A 19,871-nucleotide genomic window follows, 5' to 3' on the forward strand; every position below is an offset into this window, starting at 1 on the left:
ATCGGTCAAGCCCTATGATTAATCACGCAGCAGCCGGCTCCTTGACCTGCGCTTTCACTCCCAGCAGCTGCACGATGCTGCCCGCCGCGTCACGGCCTTCGGCCACTGCGGTCACCACCAGGTCGGCACCGCGCACGCAGTCGCCGCCGGCGAACAGGCGCGGGTTGCTGGTCTGGTAGGGCAGGCGGCCGTTGCCGTCGGCCGGGGCGACGATGCGGCCGTTGCTGCCGGCTTCCACGCCTTGCGAGGACAACCAGTCGGGCAGGGTGGGCGAGAAGCCGAAGGCGATGATCACCACGTCCGCTTCCAGCAGCGATTCGCTGCCTTCCACCGGCACCGCGTTGCGGCGGCCGCTGGCGTCGGGCTCACCCAGCTTGGTTTCCACCACGGTCACGCCGATGGCTTCGTCGTCGGCGCCGGATTCGATCGACAGCGGTTGGCGGTTGAACAAAAAGCGCACGCCTTCTTCGCGGGCGTTGGCGACCTCGCGTGCGGAGCCGGGCATGCTGGCTTCGTCGCGGCGATACGCGCAGGTGACCTTGGCTGCACCCAGGCGAATGGCGCTGCGTACGCAGTCCATGCCGGTGTCGCCGCCGCCCAGCACCACCACGCGCTTGCCGTTGAGGTCGGGCAGGGCGAGTTGGTCTTCCCAGCCGGCGATCGGCCGGCCATGTGGATCGTTGCCGCTAACGATGCGGCTGTTCTGCACCAGGAACGGCAGCGCCGGCAGCACGTTCTTCAGGTCCTGCCCCGGTAGACCGCCGTCGGTGTAGCGGTAGGCGCCGGTGCCCAGGAATACCGCATCGTATTCGCCCATCAGCTGCTCGATGCTGACGTCCTTGCCGATCTCTACGCCCAGGCGGAACTGCACGCCCATGCCTTCGAGGATTTCGCGGCGCTTGCCGATCACCGACTTGTCCAGCTTGAAGCTGGGGATACCGAACTGCAGCAGCCCGCCGATCTGCTCATAGCGGTCGTACACCACCGCTTCGATACCGGCACGCACCAGGCGGTCCGCACATGCCAGACCGGCTGGGCCGGCGCCGATCACCGCCACGCGGTGGCCGGTTGACTGCACGTTGCCCAGGTCCGGGCGCCAGCCCATCTTGAAGGCGGTGTCGACGATGTATTTCTCCACCGCACCAATGGTGACCGCGCCAAATTCTTCCAGCGTGCAGCTGCCTTCGCAGAGACGGTCCTGCGGACACACGCGCCCGCACACCTCCGGCAGCGGGTTGGTGGAATGGCACAGCGCAGCGGCCTCTTCGATGCGGTCTTCCTGCACCAGCTGCAGCCACTGCGGAATGGCGTTGTGCACCGGGCATTTCCAGCTGCAATACGGGTTGCCGCAGTCCAGGCAACGGCCGGATTGGTACTGGGCGTCGGCCTTGTCGAACTTGCCGTACAACTCGCCCCAGTCGCCGGACGTGCGCAGCTCCACCGGAATGCGCGTGGGCATGGTCCGGGGCAGGTCGAGGAATTGGAAGGCTTGTTTGCGGCTCATAGGGCGGGAATCGGGAATGGGGAATCGCAAAGGCGGGTCTGTGAGAACGGGAGTGGAGCCGATGAACCGGGCTTTTCACCATTCCCGATTCCGCATTCCCGTTGCTCAGGCGGCGCGCCGCAGCGACTCCGTCAGCGACTCAATGCTGGCGGCCTTGGGTTTGACCAGCCAGAACTTGCCGATGTAGTCGCGGAACTCGTCCAGGATCTGCTGCGCCCAGATGCTGCCGGTGAGTTCGCGATGCCGGCTGATCAAGGTGTGCAGGTGCTGGCGATGGTTCTCGAACCCCTCAGCGGAGACGCGGTGAATGTCGATCAGCTCGTGGTTGTAGCGGTCCACGAAGTCGCGTTCGATATCCAGCACGTACGCCAGGCCGCCGGTGAAGCCGGCACCGAAGTTCAGGCCCACCTTGCCCAGCACCAGCACCACGCCGTCGGTCATGTATTCGCAGCAGTGGTCGCCGGCGCCTTCCACCACCGCCAACGCGCCGGAGTTGCGCACCGCAAAGCGCTCGCCCGCGCGGCCGGCTGCGAACAGCTCGCCGCCCGTGGCGCCGTAGAGGCAGGTGTTGCCCACGATGGGCGTGCTACGCGCTTCGAAACGCGCGCCGCGTGGCGGCCGCACCACCAGCCGGCCGCCGGCCATGCCCTTGCCCACGTAATCGTTGGCTTCGCCTTCCAGTTCCAGCTGCAGGCCGCCGGCGTTGAACGCGCCGAAGCTCTGCCCGGCGGTGCCGCGGAAGCGCAGGTTCAACGGCGCATCGCTCATGCCGTGGTTGCCGTGCACGCGCGCGATGGCGCCGGACAGGCGCGCACCGATCGAGCGGTCGGTGTTGTGGATCAGGAAGCGATGGTCGCCGCCGGTCTTGTTGGCGATCGCATCGGCCAGCAGGCCGTCCATCTGCGTGGCCAGGCTGTCCGGCGATTCGTACAGGCGTTGGGCGGCGCAGTGGCTGCCGTCATACTGCGCATGGGTGAGCAGGCGCGAGAGATCGACCTTGACCCCGGCGCGCGGCGAGACGTCCAGCTGTTCGAGCAGGTCGGTACGGCCGACGATTTCGTCCAGCGAGCGCACGCCCAGATACGCCAGCCACTGGCGCACTTCTTCGGCCAGCAGCCGGAAGAAGTGCTCCACCCGCTCCGGCAGGCCGGTGAAGTAGCCGGCGCGCAGGCGTTCGTCCTGGGTGGCCACGCCGGTGGCGCAGTTGTTGAGGTGGCAGATGCGCAGGTACTTGCAGCCCAGCACGATCATCGGCGCGGTGCCGAAGCCGAAACTGTCGGCGCCGAGCAGCGCGGCCTTGACCACGTCCAGGCCGGTCTTCAGGCCGCCATCGGTCTGCAGGATGGTGCGGTCGCGCAGGTCGTTGGCCACCAGCGCCTGGTGCGACTCGGCCACGCCCAGTTCCCACGGCACACCGGCATAGCGGATCGAGCTGACCGGGCTGGCCCCGGTGCCGCCGTCGTGGCCGGACACCGTGATCAGATCGGCGCCGGCCTTGACCACACCGGCGGCAATCGTGCCGACGCCGGCATGCGCCACCAGCTTCACCGACACCAGCGCAGTCGGGTTGACCTGCTTGAGGTCGTAGATCAGCTGGGCCAGGTCTTCGATGGAATAGATGTCGTGGTGCGGCGGCGGCGAGATCAGGCCGATGCCGGGCTTGGCGTAACGCAGCCGGGCGATCAGTTCATTGACCTTGTGGCCGGGCAACTGGCCGCCTTCGCCAGGCTTGGCGCCCTGGGCGACCTTGATCTGCAGCACTTCAGCGTTGACCAGATATTCCGGGGTCACGCCGAAGCGGCCGGAGGCCACCTGCTTGATCTTGGAGCGCTTCTCGGTGCCGTAGCGGGCCGGGTCTTCGCCGCCTTCGCCGGAATTGCTGCGCCCGCCCAGGCGGTTCATCGCAATGGCCAGCGCTTCATGCGCTTCAGGCGATAGCGCACCCAGGCTGATCGCAGCGGTGTCGAAGCGCCGCAGCACATCGATGGCCGGGGCCACCTCATCCAGCGGGGTCGGGGTGGCGGCACGCTTGAGCTGCACCAGATCGCGCAGCGTGGAGGCCGGGCGTGAGTGCACCGCGTCCACGTACTTCTGCCAGTCGCCAGCATCGCCGGTGCGCGTGGCGCGCTGCAGCGTCATGACCACGTCTGGGTTGTACATGTGGTACTCGCCGCCGTGCACGTACTTGAGCAGCCCGCCCACTTCCGGCTTGAGCTGGTCGTTCCAGGCGCGCGCGGTGAGCTCGCGTGCTTCGGTGTCCAGCCGCTGCAAGCCAACGCCGCCGATGCGCGCGGGCGTGTCGGCAAAGCACAGCTCCACCACGTCCGGGTCCAGCCCGACGATTTCGAACAACTGCGCGCCGCGGTAGCTGGCGATGGTGCAGATGCCCATCTTGGAAATGATCTTGGACAGGCCCTTGTAGATGCCCTTGCGGTAGCGACGGCCGATCTGCGACTGCTCGCCGCCCTTGCTCAGCTGCAGGATGCCGCGCCGGCCCAGGTCGAACAACGTCTGGTAGGCCAGATATGGGTACACCGCGGTGGCCCCGAAGCCGAGCAGGCAGGCCATGTGGTGCGCATCGCGCGCGGTGCCGGTTTCGATGATCAGATTGACGTCGCAACGAAGGCCCACCTTGCACAGGTGGTGGTGTACCGCACCGGTCGCCAGCAGCGCATGCGCCATCGGCCGGTCTGGCACCGGGTAACGGTCGGACAACAGCAGCATCACCGCGCCCTCGCGGGCGGCGGCTTCCACTTCCTGGCAGATGCGTTCCAGCCCCGCCTTGAGGCCTTCTTCGACGCTGTAGGACAGGTCGATCAGGCGGTTGCGCGCGACGTACTGCTCCATCTTCAGCAGCTGACGCAGCTTACGTTGGCTGAGCACCGGCGAGTTGAGGATGACGTGGTTCACCGTCTCCGCACCGGCGTGGAAGATGTTGGTCTCCTTGCCGAGCTGGGTGGTGAGCGACATTGCGATGCCTTCGCGCAGCGGGTCGATCGGCGGGTTGGTGACCTGCGCGAACGCCTGGCGGAAGTAGTCGTACAACGGCCGGGTCTGGCGGCTGAGTACCGCCATCGGAGTGTCGTCGCCCATCGAGCCGGTGGCTTCCTGCTCGGTCTCGGCCAGCGGGCGCAGGATCTGCTCCACTTCCTCGGTGCTGAGCTGGAACAGCTTGTGGTAGCTGCGCAGGGTCTGCTCGCTAAAGGGCTCTTCCACCAGCGAGGGGTCGATCAATTCGGTCTGCAGATAGGTCACGCCCTGCTGCAACCACTGCTTGTACGGGGCGCGTGCACGGTTGATGCGGTCGATGGCATCGGAATCGAGCAGGTCGCCGCGCTTGAGATCGATCGCCATCATCTCGCCAGGACCGAGCTTGCCCTTGCGGGTGATGCGCTCGGCCGGCAATTCCCACACGCCGGCTTCGGAGGCCACCAGGAAGTGGCGGTCGGACGTCAGCATCCAGCGCGCCGGGCGCAGGCCGTTGCGGTCGAGCATGCAGGCGGCATAGCGGCTGTCGCAGGCGACGATGCCGGCCGGGCCGTCCCACGGCTCGGTGTTGAGGCCGTAGAACTCGTAGAACGCGGCCAGATCGGCGTCCTTGAACTCCAGCGACTGGGTCGCCGGTGGCACCAGGATGCGCAATGCCTGCAACAGGTCCATGCCGCCGGCGATCAGCAGCTCCAGCATGTTGTCCAGGCTCTGCGAATCGGAGCCGTGCATGGAGATCACCGGATCGAATTCGGCGATATCGAAACGCGGGGTCTGCCATACCTTGCTGCGCGCCTGCGCCCAGCGGCGGTTGCCTTCGATGGTGTTAATTTCACCGTTATGCGCGAGCAGCCGGAACGGATGCGCCAGCGGCCAACGCGGCAGCGTGTTGGTGGAAAAGCGCTGGTGAAACACAATCGCGCTGGAGGACAGATCGCTGCGCTGCAAGTCCGGGTAGAACGTGCTCAGCTTGTCCGGCAGCACCATGCCCTTGTAGCTGATGCCATTGGGCGAGAGGGTGGTGACGTAGAAATTGTTGACCGCGTGCAGCGCCTGCTCGGCACGGCGGCGCGCCAGAAACAGTGCCAAGGTGAAGCCGTCTTCGGTCTGCTCGGCACCGGCATCGACAAAAACTTGCTCGATACGCGGCAAGGTGTCGCGTGCCAGCTGGCCGCACACGCTGTCGTCGGTAGGCACCACGCGCCAGCCGCGAAAGTGCACGCCGGCGCTCTGCAGCTGCGCTTCCAACTCGGTGCGACAGCGGGCGGCATCGGCCTCGTCCAGCGGCAGGAACACCACACCGGCCGCGTAGCGCCTGCCCAGGGTGATACCGGCGTCGCGCGCGAGCCCGCGCAGGAACGCATTGGGTTTGCGAATCAGCAGGCCACAGCCATCGCCGGTGAGTCCGTCGGCGGCGACACCGCCGCGGTGGGTCATGCGCGAGAGCGCCGCAATCGCGGTGTCCACCAGCGAGCGGGAAGGTTGGTCGTCCAACTGGGCGACCATGCCAAAACCACAGGCGTCGCGTTCATCGCGCACGCTGTTGTAGAGACCGTAGTCGTTGAGCCCTTGGCGAGTGCGGGGGGCCATGTCTGCCTCTTTGCGATCCAGGAGAGCGGCGACGACGTTGCACCGCTCGATCCGTGGAGCGTTCGAAGAGGTCACCGGATGATCGACTAGACCACAGTTGATGCGGTGCCGCAATACACCGTTACAGCTGCAACAAGAGCCGCTGCAATCCCTTGTGCCAGCAGGCTTGGCGCCGGTCTTGCGACAGGCGCCAACGCCGTATCAGCCGCAGCGCACCGAGGTGACCACGTTCTTGGCGTCCACTTCCAGATTGAGCCGTTCGCCGTTGAATTCCATGGTGGTCATCTGGCCGGGTTTGAGCACGCGCACCGACTTGGCGGCTGCATCGCTGCGCGCCTGTTCGCTCACCGCATCGGTCAACGGCTGGCCCACCAGCGATTGCACCTGGGTGGCATCGCAGGTACCGATCGGCGGCGCTTCCGGCGCTGCATCCGGCGCGGGGGCAGAGGCCTGTTCGGCCGCGTGCTGGGCCTTGGCGGTGACGGCTTCCTGTTCATCGGGTTGCGGTTTGTTGCAGGCAGTCAATGCAGTCAGCACAACCAGGGTGCAAGTCAGGCGGGCAATAGGCAGAACAGCGCGCATCGATCACTCCAGCGAAGGGATGCCCAAGCATAAGCACAAAGTCACGCGACGGGCATGGCTTGCGCACACGGCGTTGTCGTTCCGTTGACATCACCTAGTCTCGCCGCGCTCAACAATTACGCCCAGTCCTTCGACCTGTGCGCAATGAAAGCCAAACGTGTTCTTCGCAGTGCCGCAGCCACCGTAAGCACCACCGGCAAGCTTGCTGCGGTGGCCACTGGTGCCGCCGTCGCTACCGCTGCCGTGGCAAGCGCGGCGGCCGTGGCGCAGGCCAAGGCCACCGCACGCGCGGCCGGGCTCACGTACGTCAACGATCAGCAGCCCGGCATCAGCCGCCGCAAGGCCGGCAAGAGTTTCAGTTACCGCGATGCCGACGGGCAACGCATTGGCGATGCCGAGACCTTGCAGCGCATCCGTTCGCTGGCCATTCCCCCGGCGTATACCGAGGTGTGGATCTGTGCCAAGCCCAACGGCCATCTGCAGGCCACCGGACGCGATGCACGGCGGCGCAAGCAATACCGTTATCACGCCGACTGGGCGCAGGTGCGTGGCGAAGGCAAGTTCGAACGCGTGATCGACTTCGGTACTGCGCTGCCCAAACTGCGCCGGCGGTTGCGTCGCGATCTGGTGCTGTCAGGATTTCCGCGCGAAAAAGTATTGGCAATTGTGGTGGCATTGCTGGCCGACACCTTGGTGCGCGTGGGCAATGCCGAATATGCGCGCAGCAATCGCTCGTACGGGCTGACCACGCTGCGCAACCGGCATATGGAGTTTTTGAAAGGCGGCCGCGCGCGACTCAAGTTCCGCGGCAAGAGCGGCCAGGACCACGACATCGAAGTGGACGACAAGCAGCTGGTCAAACTGATCCGCGAATGCCAGCAATTGCCGGGGCAATCGTTGTTTCAGTACCGCGACGACGATGGCCAGTTGCAGCCGGTGGATTCGGGCGAGGTCAACGACTATCTGCGCGAGGCCATGGGCGAAGACTTCACTGCCAAGGATTTCCGCACCTGGGGCGGCACGCTGGCCGCATTGCAGCGCCTGGCGCGTCTGCCATTACCCGAGCGCAGCAGCGAACGCGCGCTGACCCAGGTGCAAAACGATGTCATCCGCGAAGTGGCCGACGCCTTGGGCAACACACCCTCGGTCTGCCGCAAGGCCTACATCGACCCGCGCGTGTTCGAAGGCTGGCGCGCGGGCCAGCTGCAGGCCATGGCCACCGGCGTGCGCGGCGAGCGCCAATGGGAAGCAGCCACGCTGAAGTTCCTGACCGCGTCGCGTAGCAAGCTCAAGGCACAGGCAAAGCCGGCGTCGAAGCGGAAGTCAGCATAGAAGCGAAATCCGTAAAGAGTTGCGCTAAGACAACTATGCTTGCCCAGCACGAACAGTGCACCGAGGAAGGTACCGTACACGCGCAATTCACCAGATGAGCGCGGCCGGTGCTCGGTATGGCTGTCCTGCGCACGCCGCGCTTGCGACCGTTCACGGCCACAGACGACGGCTAGATACGTTTGTCAGACACTGCAAATGGCAGACCCGGGAGCCGGAAAAGCTGCGGTGCTTTACCGAATCCCGAATCCCAAATCTCCAATCCAAAATCTCCAATCCCCAACAATCAGCCGCAATACATCGCCGTGATGCTGTTGCTCGGGCCGGTTTCGATGGTGAGCTGATCGCCGCCGCTTTCGCTGGCACCCTGCGCCGGATCGGCCAGACCGCTGGCGGTGGTGCCGCCGGTGGCGCGCTCACCGCGACGCACGATGACCTGCTGGCTGTCGCTATCCACGCGCGCACGTTCGATGGTCTGCGCCGCTGCCGCCAGACCTACTGCACCACGCACCTTGTCGATATGGCACTGGCCGGAGATGGCACCGTCGATCGGCTGCACTTGCGCAACCTGAGTGGAAGCGCAGGCCGACAACAACACAACGGCAGCGAGCGGGGCGAGGATACGGATCATCGGGAATCTCCAGGGCAAGAATGCCGCAAGCGTGAAGGTGGTGTTGTCGGGATGGCATGAAGATGCCGCGCCGCACCGTGTCAGAGGACAGACACCTCTCTGGATTGCCGGCGATCGTCTGCGCACCGGGGTACGCTGCAGCAACGCTGGCCCGCAGGGATTCGCTTGCGACGCCAGCGCTTCCGGGCCGCGCGCCGCCCCGCATTGTGAGGGGTGCAGGCTGATGCGTTCACCAGATGCGATCGCCAGCATGACCCTCACTGCCTTGCTGTGTGCACTGGGTGTCGCCTGCGCCACGCTGGCGCCGACCGTTGCACGTGCAGCGCCTGCGCCCAACCAGGCCACCATGACGGTGGCAGGTCTCCAACAGCCGGCGCAGATCCGCGTGGACAGGTGGGGCTTGGCACATATCTACGCGCAGACCGACGACGACGCGTTCTTCGTGCAGGGCTTCAATGTGGCGCGCGACCGTTTGTTTCAGCTGGATCTGCTGCGACGCAAAGGCCTGGGCCACCTGTCCGAGGCGTTCGGGCCAACCTATGTGGAACAGGATCGCGCCGCGCGGCTGTTTCTGTATCGCGGCGACATGGCGCAGGAATGGAGCAGTTACGGGCCCGATGCCCGGCGCGACGTGGGTCGCTTTGTGGCCGGCATCAACGCGTATATCACATGGCTGGACAGCCACCGGCAGGCACTGCCCTACGAATTCGGCAAGCTGGGGTATCGCCCTGAACGCTGGGCGCCGGAGGATGTGCTGCGCATCCGCACCACTGGCCTGAGCCGTAATGTCAAAAGCGAAGTCGCGCGTGCGAACGTGGCCTGCAAGGCCTCGCTGGCAGTCGATGCGGTTCGCCTGACATTGCAGCCGACCTGGACCACCACGCTGCCAGAGGGACTGGACCCGTGTCTGCCGAAAGACGTATTGAAGGTCTATGAGCTGGCGACGCAGAGCCCCAAGCTGAGCGCAGGCACGCAGCTGGCGGCAATCGCATCAACGCCTTCGGCCACGGACGAACAAGCCTCCGCCGAAGGCAGCAACAACTGGGTCATCGCACCGCACAAATCCGCCACCGGTCATGCAGTGTTGGCTGACGACCCGCATCGGGCCTACAGCGTGCCCAGCCTGCGCTACTTCGTGCATCTCAACAGCCCTGGCCTGGACATCATCGGCGCCGGCGAGCCCACCGCGCCCGGCATTGCGATCGGGCATAACCGCACCAGCGCGTTCGGCCTGACCATCTTCAACATCGATCAGGAAGATCTGTACGTCTATCGGTTGCGTCCAGACGACAACGCGTCCTACTGGTACCAGGGCAAATGGGAGCCGCTGCGCAGCGAGCACGAACAGATCGCCGTGCGCGGCGCCGCGCCGGTGACAGTAGAGCTGCAATTCACCCGTCACGGGCCGGTGATCTATGTCGATGCCGAAAAACATCTGGCGTATGCGCTGCGGTCGGTGTGGAGCCAGCCCGGTGCGGCGCCCTATCTGGGCTCGCTACGCTATCTGCGCAGCAACTCGTTCGTGCAGTTCAAAACCGCACTCGCCCATTGGGGAGCGCCGTCGGTCAATCAGGTATATGCAGATGTCGACGGAACCATCGGCTGGGCCACCGCCGGCATGACCCCGCGCCGCGATCACGGCGATGGATTGCTGCCAGTGCCCGGCGATGGCCGCTACGAATGGAACGGCTTCTGGGATAGCACGGTGTTGCCCTGGTCAAAGAATCCCAAAGCCGGCTTCATCACCACCTCCAACGAGATGAACCTGCCCTCCGGCTACCCGGTTGCGCAGCGCAAACTCGGCTTCGAGTGGGCCAATGAGGCACGCCACGCCCGCATCACCCAGGTGCTCTCGCTGCTGCCCAAGGTGACGCTGGAGGATTCGGAAAAACTGCAGAACGATCAGGTCTCCTTGCCCGCGCAACGCCTGGTCGCATTGTTGCGACCGCTGCGTTCGCAGGACCCTGATATCAGCGCCGCACTTACGTTGCTGCGGCCATGGAATGGCGAGATCAGCGCCGCGTCGCCCGCCGCAGTGCTGGAAGAGGTCTGGTTCAGTCGCTATCTGGGCAATGCATACAAAGCGTTGCGATTACAGCCGTCAGAGGCCGACAGCTTCGGCGCGCCCGATGCCGCGGCCATGTTGGATGCGCTGGAACATCCCGGCGCCGTGTTCGGCGCAACGCCGGCCGCACGCCGCGACCAGCTGCTGCTGCAGTCGTTGCGCAGTGCGTACCAGGCGCTTGTCTCGCTGCAAGGCCCCAATGCCTCGCAGTGGCAATGGGGCAAACTGCACACCAACAAGATCTCGCACGCGATGAGCGCGGTGGCCGGTGTCGATCGCGCGCTGCTTGATATCGGCCCGTTCGCCAAGGGCGGCAGCCCTTATACGCCGAATCAGTCCAGCTACGACCCTGCCGATTTTCGCCAGACGATCGGTCCTTCTGCACGCTTGATCATCGACCTGGGCAATTGGGATAACTCTCGCGCCATGAATTACCCCGGCCAATCCGGCGACCCGGCCAGCCGGCATTACCGCGACCTCGCACCGCTATGGCTCAAGGGAAGCTATTTCCCGCTGCTGTACACGCGCGCTGCGGTAGATGCGGCAACCGAACAGATCTTCGACCTGGTGCCTGCGCAGGCGCAGTAATCGGCGCTGACTTCTGTGTGGCTTATCCGGAGATCACGCTCGAGGTAGTGGCCGAGGACCGCACGGTCGATCTGGTGGAAGAACAGTGCGATGTCGCCATCCGCATCAACCCAAGTCCGGACAGCAGCCTGGTCGGTCGCTGCTTTGCCAAGGACCGGTTGGTGGCGGTGGCCGCACCGTCCATCGCGATGCCGTCCGGCGAAGCAGTGCATCCGGTGCCGGGCGTGGTGATGTCGAGCATCCAGCCCACCACCTGAGTGCTGGATGGCGGGCGCCTGGTGTTGGAGCCAGTGCCGCGGATGCAGTTTTCCTCGTTTCTGATGGTGCGTGATGCCGTGATCGCCGGCGGCGGCGTTGCGTTGATTCCGCAGTCGATTGCGTCGGAGCAACTCGCACGCGGCGCGTTAGTGCAATGGGCACCATCTCCAGCGTGGAGCCGGCGCTATGGGTATCGCATACCTCTAGGCGCCTGGCAGCACCGAAGGTGCGCGCCTTCGTGGATTTCATCTGCGCCCGCTATCCGGACATGTCGCTGGTGTTGAAGGGGTAGGGCAATCACGTCCTTCCGGTCGAAAGCGCACCAAGCCCGCTAGCGCCTTTTTCAGCTGCTGCGCGCAACACGTCTGAAGTCGCCCCAGGGCATCTGGCCTCGCCAGGCAACCAGGCGCCACGACAAACATCCATACGCACCCCTGCCATCCGACCTATTGACGACAGCTGTAGTCACGTCTACGGTAGCGACAACTGTAGTCAGGGAGAGCGGCATGCGTGGCAAGACCATCGGTGACCAGGAGCTGGCCCTGCTGCAGTACATCGAAGAACAGCGGCATGCCAGCGTGGGCGAAGTGGCTGCCGCGTTCGGTGAGCCGCGTGGGCTCGCCCGCTCCACGGTGTTGACCATGATGGAGCGGCTGCGGGCCAAGGGCTTTCTGCGTCGCAAGCAAGTGGACGGCATGTACCGCTACAGCGCCACCGCGGGGCAGGACGATGTGGTGCGAGGCGCAGTGGGGCAATTCGTCGAAAAGACCCTGCAGGGCTCGGTGTCGCCGTTTGTGGCGTGGATGTCGCAGCGCGCCGAAGTCAGCGATACCGAACTGGCCGAACTCGAAGCATTGGTTGCCAAGCTGCAATCGCAGCGCAAGGAGGATTGAGTCATGTCGCCCCTGATCGAAGCGGTGTTATGGAAGCTTGGCGCCACCAGCGTGCAGACCGCGGTGCTGGTGTTGGTGGTGTGGGCGCTGTGCCGTGGCGTGCGCCGCCTGCCAGCGGCCACGCAAACCTGGTTGTGGTGGTTGGTAGGTGTGCAGGCGGTGGTTGGCCTGGTGTGGAGCAGCCCGGTGCAGCTGCCGGTGCTGCCAGCGCATGGCGTGACCACTGCGCTGGGTTCGACCGGCAGCCTGGCGTCGATGGAAACTGCCGCTGCCGCGGCATCCACGGCTGCACATGCCGGCGCCACCGCGCAGGCGATGCAGGGCGGTGCCTGGCCCACCCTTGCTGCGGCATTGCTGGCGTTGTGGGCGGCGGGCGTGCTGGTGCTGGCGGCCGGCACGGGGCGCGCCTATCTGCGCAGCCGTGCATTGGTGCGCGCGGCCCAGCCCTGCACCGACCAGGCCTTGGTGCAGGCGTTGCAGATGGCTGCTGAGGCGCATGGCTTATCGCGCACGCCGTCGCTGCGGTTGTCGTCGCAGATCGACTCGCCGCAGTTGATCGGTCCGTGGCAACCGGTGTTGCTGTTGCCTGCTGCACGGCTGCCGCACATGGCCGATGACGATCTGGACATGGCGCTGACCCACGAGTTGATCCATCTGCGCCGTGGCGATCTGTGGTGGGGCTTGCTGCCGGCGTTGGCGCAGCACCTGTTTTTCTTCCACCCGCTGGTGCATCTGGCCGCGCGCGAGTATGCAATCGCCCGCGAAGCCGCCTGCGATGCCGCCGTGGTCGCCGGGCATCGGCATTGCCGCCATGAGTACGGCCGCTTGTTGTTGCAACTGGGTGTGGCGCCGCGTCCACGCGGCGGCGTGGCGAGCGCGTCCCCCTCATTTCTTGGTTTGAAGCGCAGATTGTCGATGTTGCAGGACACCCGCGCGTTTCCACGGCTGGCCGCCGCGATGATTTTGGCCACAGTAGCGGTGTGCGGTGTGCTGCCGCTGCGTCTGGTAGCCAAACCCGCACCGGAGACGTCTGCCCACATGCAGCCGGTTGTGGTTACCGCCCCGGCAGCAGCGGGCGCTGCACGCGCACAGGTCAACACTGCAGACGCAGCAGCGCCGATGAGCGCGTTGCCTGCACCGGCGCTGCCGGCCGCACCTGCGGAAGCGGCCGCCCCTGCCACCCACGGTGTCATTGCCGATGTGCTGGGCGCCGAGCCGCTGCATGACGAGGATGCGGACCCAACGGACAGCAACTGGAATCTCGACCTGGGCCGCATCCGCCGCGATGCCACCCGTGGCGCGCAAGCCGCGGTGCACGAGGCGCTCGCTGCCAACAACCAGGACCTTGAGCTGCAGCAGGAGCGGATGCAGGAAGCCCAGGACGCATTACAGGAAGCACGCGAACAACTGGCCTCGTTGGGCCCGGAACTGGCGCAGGCCAAACAGGACGCGCAACAGCAAGCACGCCAAGCCGAGCAACAGATTCGCGAAGTCGCGCTGCAGCATCGTCAGGCGCACTACGCGTATGCCGCTGCAGTGCGCCAAGCAGACGAGCTGTCGCGGCAGCAGGTTGAAATGGCCAAGCAGGCCGCTCGTCAGGGCCGCGCCGAGGCCGAACGCGGGCAACGGGAAGCGGCGCAAGCGCAACGCGAGGCCGCGCAGGCGCAGTAGAGGCCGAAAAAGCGCAAGCAGAGGCAGACCAAGCGCAGGCAGAAGCAGAACCGGCGAAGAGCAGCTAGGAACCATTGATGAAACGACTGCGCTCACCGTCAGTCGGGCGCGGTCGATACGAGGAGCCGGCATGGACCATGCGTGGATTCGGCGACGAACCTCGTCATAGCGTGCTAATTACGCCAGCTGATCGCCACAGCTGGTAGCTGCCTGCACCATCTTGCTTGCTGCTTTAGCGATCCAATAGAGAGCGGCAGCATCGCGGGCCGCTGTAGACCGCACGTCACGGCGGCGATGGGTGCCGTTGGCCACGGAGCAGCAACGCATGGTGTGCCGCGTGACTCCACCTCCGGCTGTGCACGGCCGGCAGACACGCGGCCGCAGTAAGAGTGGGTAACAGAACGTCGTGCGCAGTCGTCAGGTGGGCGTGGACGGCAGATCAGCAACGCAGTGTACGGGTGGTACATGCCGATTCAGAGCACCGTCCGCTGCCACCGCGCGGTGAGCACGGTGTTTTTCCGCTGCGTTTCAGCGCAGTTCCTGACGCCACGCATCTGCCGACGCAATGCGCTGGCATCGCATCGGTAAAGGCAGTACCTGCATCACCACGGGCCGCCACAGCCCTGCATTTGCTGAGTCTCGACGTCTGCAGCGTCGGCAACCCCGTGGCCGCGTGATCGCTGTTTCCATCCGCCGATGCGCACTGCTCAGGCGGCACTCAACGCGCTGTGCCTTTCGTGGAGATCTCACATGATCCAGACCACTGTTCCATTGCTGTGCCTGCGTTCGGCGTTGCTGCTGGCCCTTGCCGCCGCCGCCGGCCCCACCGTGATCGCAACCGCCGCTGCAGCGCCTGCGCTGGCTGTACCTGCACCTTCTTCATCGGCGCAGGTCGCACCCATCGCGCATATCTCGCCTGTCGGGGACAGGGCAAGGGTTGCACCAGCAGCACCTGATGTGACTTCTACGCAAACCGCACCGGTTGTCGTTGCACTGCGCGTGTCTGCGATCTCTCCGGTAGCGCCGGTCGCACTCATGGCGCCCGCGCCTGCAGTTACCGGGGCAGGCTCAGCAGTGCCCGCAGCCAACGCAATGCGGGCGTTGCCTGTTGCGCCCGCTATTTCTTCAACAACGCCGGTCGCACCCGCCGCACCCCTTGCACCCGCTGCTGCAGCAGCACCGGCACGGCTGCGTGCCGGCATGAAAAAATCCTGCGGCCATGCCACTGCAAACACGCAGGGCGAAGGCGACGCCTATGTGCTGGTGCACGGCGATCGCGAAGTGATGCACGGCACGCCCGACGATCTGCAGACGGCGCGAAGCGACGCGGGCGATGGAAGACGCGTGCTGTGGTTTCGTGCGGATGGGAAACAGTACCTGGTGCGTGATCCAAGCTTGCTCCATCAGCTGGCTGTGGCGCATCTGCGCAGCCAGCAATTGGCCGATGCTCAGGCCAGATTGGCCGCACGTCAGCACGCCTTGAGCGAACGGCAGGCTGTACTCGACGCGCAGCTGTCTGCGCACGCTGAGCCGCGCCTGCGGCAGGCGTCGACACGCACAGCGTCGGCCACTGCCTCCACGCAAGCGCAGCAACCTGCAACGCCCGATGCGCTGCAGGGATTGACGCAGCAGCAACAGGCACTGGCACGGCAACAAGCCGCATTGGCAAGCAAGCAGGCTGGCACATTCCGGTTGGTCACGCAGCAGGCGTTGAAGGTGTTGCGCGAAGCACTGAAAAGCGGCCACGCGACGCGTATCAACGGTTAGCCGCAGGGTGCCAGCCGTGCAACAACGCGAGCGCAGATGAGGGTGCGCTCGCCGATACTGTGCACAGACGCAGGCGGCGAGCAGGCGATGACGTATCGGGTAGTGGTGTTGGGCGGCTTCGGCCACTCGGTGCGCGCATTGTGCGTGCGCTGGCGGCAACGGCGCAGATTCATGTGATCGCGGCCGGGCGCCATCCTGGCGATGTGGCGACCAAGTGGCCGGGTATCGCACCCGGCAGCATCTCCACCTGGCGGCTGGATATCGATGCAAGCGACTTTGCTGCGCAGCTTGCGGCCACCGGCGCCGATGCGAGTGATGCTATCAGCGCGATGCGCTGCGTACCCTCGCCCCAACCTCTGTGCGCGCCACGGCCGGCGCTTGCAGTGCGGGCGCTCAAGGCACGCGCGGCAAGGACGCGCGTACCGTGCCTTCTCGCCCCGAGGGGAGAGGGGTTTTACAGAGGCGCGCGTCTAGGTCACACAGCCCCGTAGCAGCCTCCACCCATCCTCAGACCTCATGCAGCGTGCGAAACGCGTACATGTCGTCGAACGTACAAAAATGAAAGCGCGGCACCGTGATCGGCCCTGCTGCTGCCAGCTGTGTGAGCCAGCCGCGCACCGCCGTGCGATACGCGGTTTGTTCTGCCGCATCGAGCGTGTCGCACAGGTAGGCCAGCGAAATATGAAACTGGAAGTTGGTGTACTCGGGGCGCTGCAAGCGTGTCAGTGTCATCAGCGATTGGCGCGCAGCTTCCAGGCGCTGCGCGGTTTGTGTGTCCGCCGGCTTTAACGGAATCAGCAGATTGTCGTTAGCGCCGGTCTTGGCCGCCGTCGGGTTGACCAAGAAGCGGCAAGCGCCCAGCGGCGGCGCAGCGCGCGCTTTCACTCGCGACAGATAGTCGGCGTTGATGTCTGCCAAGGCATGGTCGCGCGTCAGATCGCTTGGCCATGGCCCATGCGCACGGTCGCTCTCGTTGACCCCGCCCAGCAAGGTCACGTGATAACTGCTTGGCGGCAGCAAGGCGAATTTGTTGGCGAAGCGCTGTTCGGGCAGTTCGCGGTAGATGTTCAGCACGCGGTCGAAGCTGTCATAGCCATCGCCCTGCTGCTCTAGATGACCCACGAAGGTGTTGCCGGCAAACGGCATCGGCCGCCGCGAGCGCAAAAACTTGCGGCCAACATCCGACGGTGGCGGCGTCTTGGCCAGGGCGGGGATGCCGCTGGCCAGCAGCGAGGTGCCAGCGGCAGCCATCAGGTGACGACGACTGATGCGTGTGTCCAGAAACGACGACATGGGAAAGCCCTCAGAGTTTGATGTTGATGCCGAGCATCACGGTGGGTGCCATTTTCCAGGCCGATTGCACGTATTCCTGGTGGCGGCCGATACGGTACTCGTAGCCCTGGCCGGCCAGATTGAGCACGTCCAGGCTCACTGCCACCGCGGGCGAGAGGTCCCAGGCCAGTTTCAGATCGAGACGGTCCAGCGGTTGCTGGTAGCGGTTGCGATAGAACTCCTGCTGGTTGCTGTAGTTGGGGTAGCGGTCGTCCCACAGCTCGCCGGTACGGCTCCAGGCCAGGGTGCTGTGCAGCGGCCCGCGGGCGTAATTCAGGGTCAGATTCCATAGCTGCTTGGGCTGCTGCGGCAGTACCGATAAGGTGGTGCGGCTGCCATCGCATCGCCCAGGATCACCGGGTAGTCCACGTCCAGGAAGGTGACATTGGCACCGACCGACAGCCCGGCCAGCGCGGGCAGCCACGGGCCCAGTTCCTTGATCGCGCCGAGTTCGACGCCGTGCATGTGGACCGGCCGGTCGGTATTGCGCGGTTGGGTGACCAGCACCTGCTGGCCGTCGATGCTCTGCAGCTGGCCGTAACGGAAAATCTCGTTGTCGATGGTCTTGTGGAACAGCGCGATCGACAGCAGGCTGCCGCCGTCGTCGAACGTCCAGTCGTGGCCAAGGTCCAGATTCTGCGAGCGACGCGGCTGCAGGTCCGGGTTGCCCTGGTTGAGCGTGGACGGGTTGCTGCCCAGCGTGAGCACGCCGCCGTTCAACGCCATCTGGTCCAGGCGCGGTCGCCCGATCGAGCGCGAGGCACCAAAGCGTAACGTGCCGTTGGCGCTGGTCTGCAGCTGGCCGGCCAGCGATGGCAACCAGTTGCGGTAGCTGCGCTGCGCACTGACAGGCGTCCAGACGGTTCCGCTCAATTGCTGGCCACTGCTGCCAAAGCGGGTCTGCTCCAGGCGCACGCCGCCGGTCAACCGCCAGCGCTCGCCGCGCCACTGTGCTTGTGCGAAGCCGGCGCGCACCTGCTCATCCACGCTGTAGCTGCCGCTGTTCTGCGCGGTGGTGTCCACCACCCCGCGCGCCAGGCCGGACGCGGCATCCCAGCGGGCGTCGGCCAGGTCCGGGTCGATGGTCAACATGGGCGCGTTGCAACCCAGGGCGCAGGTGGGATCGCCCAGCACATCGGCCAGCGAATAGGGCAAACCGCTCCAGGTCGTGCGCTGGAACGCGGTCTGCATGTGCGTGCGCACCTGTCGCAGGCCCCAGGCCAGTCCCAGCCCCCGGCTGTCTTCGTCCATGTTGCGACGTAGCTCCAGTTGCAGGTCGCTCACCCGTTCGGCGTAGGTCGTGCGCTCCTGCTGGTGGTTGAGGTTGGCGTAGCGGGTCGGGTCGTCGGCCAGTGCGGGGTTCAAGGCCGTGAATGCCGGCAGGGTGCCGCTCCAATCGAAGCCGTAGGCCAGGTGGTTTTGCTGGAAGCGGTCCCAGGTCTGCGGGTTGTCCACCGTGGCGCGCGAGGTGCTTGCCCGCAGCGCGCCGCGCCACTGGGCGGGCAGCTCGGCCAGCAGTTCGCCGTTGATGCCGGACAACCCGCGCTTCCAGCGCAGTTGCCCTAACTCGACGAGCTGGTTGAGGTTATCCAGCGTGCCGCTTTCCGGGCCGCTGCGGGTCAGGCGCGCGCTGTTTTGCACCTGGGCGGCCTGCATATTGCGGTCGGAGGCTTCGTGCTGGCGGAATGTGTAGCCGGACACATGGCCGCTGAGCGGACCCTCCGGCTGCCAATCCACGCGTGCGGTCACGCCGCGGCGTTCGCGCGTGTTGTCATAGTTGTACCAGCGCCGCTCGCTGGGCACTGCAGCGCCGGTGCCGCCATAGGCCACCGGTGCGCGCGTGCCATCGGCGTTGTACCAGTTCAGGGCGCCGCCGTTTTCCTGCTGCGGCACCGAAATGTCACGGCGCCAAACGCTGGCCGCACCCAGAAACGCAAACTCACCGTCACGCCCGAAGCGCTTGCCCCATTTCAGCTCGCCTTCGCCCATTGGCGTGCGGCCGCCATAGCGGCTCCCCATGAGGTTGGCGCCGCCTTTGGCCGAGGCGGTCAGCAGGCCATCGGGGCGGGCAAAGCCGCTCCCGGTGACCAGATTGGTGACACCACCGATCGCGCCGCCATCGTTTTCCGGCAGCAACGACTTCACCACGTCGATGCGGTCGACAAAGTTCGCCGGCAGCACATCCATCAGCGCCTGGCGGCTACCGATGTCGTTACTGGCAAACGCAAAGCCGTCGATCAGCATGCTGTTGTAGTTGCCGTTGAGGCCGCGCACCGTCACATAGCGCGGTTCGCCCTGGTACTCGACCGTGCTCACGCCGGTGACCCGGCGCAGCGCATCGCCCACATTGAAGTCAGGCAATTGCCCGATGCTGTCGGCGGCGACCGAATCCACGATGGTGGGCGCCGCCTGCTTGGTGGCGATGGCGCGCGTGTTCTGCGACTGGAACGGGTTGCGCACCTGCACCGTATCCATGGTCAGCGCGTCGGCTCCGCCGGACATGTCGGCAGCGGTGGACTGCCAGGGAAGCCAAGCGATCAAGGCCAGCCCCAGCGCAAGCGATAGCGCATGCGGATGCGGTGGGCCAGACAGGGCGGGGCGACGGGGGAGGGAATGGGGATAGGGATGCAACAGGCGCATGGCACGATACCAACGTCGGCTGGCCCCACCGTG

At 65.6% G+C, this 19,871-nt stretch carries 9 protein-coding genes, 1 other RNA gene and 4 pseudogenes; 7 read left to right on the forward strand and 7 right to left on the reverse strand.

Going from position 1 to position 19,871, the window contains the following annotated elements; all coding sequences use genetic code 11:
- Positions 1 to 22: 22 nt before the first annotated feature.
- The 3 genes from KWO_RS00195 to KWO_RS00205 all read right to left on the reverse strand — a co-directional run bounded on the left by KWO_RS00195 (position 23) and on the right by KWO_RS00205 (position 6,664).
- Positions 23 to 1,504 carry an FAD-dependent oxidoreductase gene (locus KWO_RS00195; protein WP_010375350.1) on the reverse strand — a complete coding sequence of 494 codons (1,482 nt, stop codon included), beginning with the start codon at positions 1,502 to 1,504 and terminating at the stop codon, positions 23 to 25.
- Positions 1,505 to 1,609: 105 nt separating this feature from the next.
- Positions 1,610 to 6,082 carry a glutamate synthase large subunit gene (gltB, locus tag KWO_RS00200; protein ID WP_017112506.1) on the reverse strand — a complete coding sequence of 1,491 codons (4,473 nt, stop codon included), beginning with the start codon at positions 6,080 to 6,082 and terminating at the stop codon, positions 1,610 to 1,612.
- 201 nt (positions 6,083 to 6,283) lie between these two features.
- Positions 6,284 to 6,664, reverse strand: coding sequence for an I78 family peptidase inhibitor (locus KWO_RS00205; protein WP_010364702.1), 381 nt, complete (start codon positions 6,662 to 6,664; stop codon positions 6,284 to 6,286).
- A 54-nt stretch (positions 6,665 to 6,718) separates the two neighbouring features.
- On the opposite strand from KWO_RS00205, the gene KWO_RS00210 reads away from it, so the two are divergent.
- On the forward strand, positions 6,719 to 7,996 hold the full coding sequence (locus KWO_RS00210) for a DNA topoisomerase IB (protein ID WP_026112752.1): 1,278 nt from the start codon (positions 6,719 to 6,721) through the stop codon (positions 7,994 to 7,996).
- Between the two features lie 283 nt (positions 7,997 to 8,279).
- Here the strand turns inward: KWO_RS00210 and KWO_RS00215 are convergent, their stop codons facing one another.
- Complete coding sequence (locus tag KWO_RS00215; RefSeq protein WP_010375356.1) at positions 8,280 to 8,624, reverse strand: hypothetical protein; 345 nt, start codon at positions 8,622 to 8,624, stop codon at positions 8,280 to 8,282.
- A gap of 223 nt (positions 8,625 to 8,847) precedes the next feature.
- On the opposite strand from KWO_RS00215, the gene KWO_RS00220 reads away from it, so the two are divergent.
- The 4 genes and pseudogenes from KWO_RS00220 to KWO_RS00235 all read left to right on the forward strand — a co-directional run bounded on the left by KWO_RS00220 (position 8,848) and on the right by KWO_RS00235 (position 14,167).
- The gene (locus tag KWO_RS00220) at positions 8,848 to 11,277 is read left to right on the forward strand and encodes a penicillin acylase family protein (RefSeq protein ID WP_017112505.1); all 2,430 of its coding nucleotides are present in this window, start codon (positions 8,848 to 8,850) and stop codon (positions 11,275 to 11,277) included.
- Positions 11,277 to 11,827: pseudogene (locus KWO_RS00225) on the forward strand (substrate binding domain-containing protein); the annotation flags it as partial. The gene KWO_RS00220 and the pseudogene KWO_RS00225, both read left to right, overlap by 1 nt.
- 214 nt (positions 11,828 to 12,041) lie before the next feature.
- On the forward strand, positions 12,042 to 12,428 hold the full coding sequence (locus KWO_RS00230) for a BlaI/MecI/CopY family transcriptional regulator (protein ID WP_010375367.1): 387 nt from the start codon (positions 12,042 to 12,044) through the stop codon (positions 12,426 to 12,428).
- Between the two features lie 3 nt (positions 12,429 to 12,431).
- A pseudogene (locus KWO_RS00235) lies at positions 12,432 to 14,167 on the forward strand (M56 family metallopeptidase).
- Positions 14,168 to 14,490: 323 nt separating this feature from the next.
- Here KWO_RS00235 and KWO_RS00240 read toward each other — a convergent pair.
- A non-coding RNA gene (locus KWO_RS00240) (sX9 sRNA) lies at positions 14,491 to 14,566 on the reverse strand.
- A gap of 733 nt (positions 14,567 to 15,299) precedes the next feature.
- Between KWO_RS00240 and KWO_RS00250 the strand changes: the two genes are divergently transcribed.
- Both KWO_RS00250 and KWO_RS00255 read left to right on the forward strand, forming a co-directional pair.
- Positions 15,300 to 15,866 (forward strand): hypothetical protein, encoded by a 567-nt coding sequence (locus KWO_RS00250; protein WP_010375371.1) that lies wholly within the window; start codon positions 15,300 to 15,302, stop codon positions 15,864 to 15,866.
- Between the two features lie 36 nt (positions 15,867 to 15,902).
- Positions 15,903 to 16,177 (forward strand): annotated as a pseudogene (locus KWO_RS00255) (saccharopine dehydrogenase); the annotation flags it as partial.
- Between the two features lie 196 nt (positions 16,178 to 16,373).
- Here KWO_RS00255 and KWO_RS00260 read toward each other — a convergent pair.
- Positions 16,374 to 17,159: a DUF1868 domain-containing protein gene (locus tag KWO_RS00260; RefSeq protein WP_010375372.1), complete on the reverse strand. Its 786-nt coding sequence runs from the start codon at positions 17,157 to 17,159 to the stop codon at positions 16,374 to 16,376.
- Between the two features lie 10 nt (positions 17,160 to 17,169).
- Positions 17,170 to 19,838 (reverse strand): annotated as a pseudogene (locus KWO_RS00265) (TonB-dependent receptor).
- Positions 19,839 to 19,871: the final 33 nt, after the last annotated feature.

The organism is Xanthomonas vasicola pv. musacearum NCPPB 4379 (genome assembly GCF_000277895.2).
Taxonomy (GTDB): Bacteria; Pseudomonadota; Gammaproteobacteria; order Xanthomonadales; family Xanthomonadaceae; genus Xanthomonas; species Xanthomonas vasicola.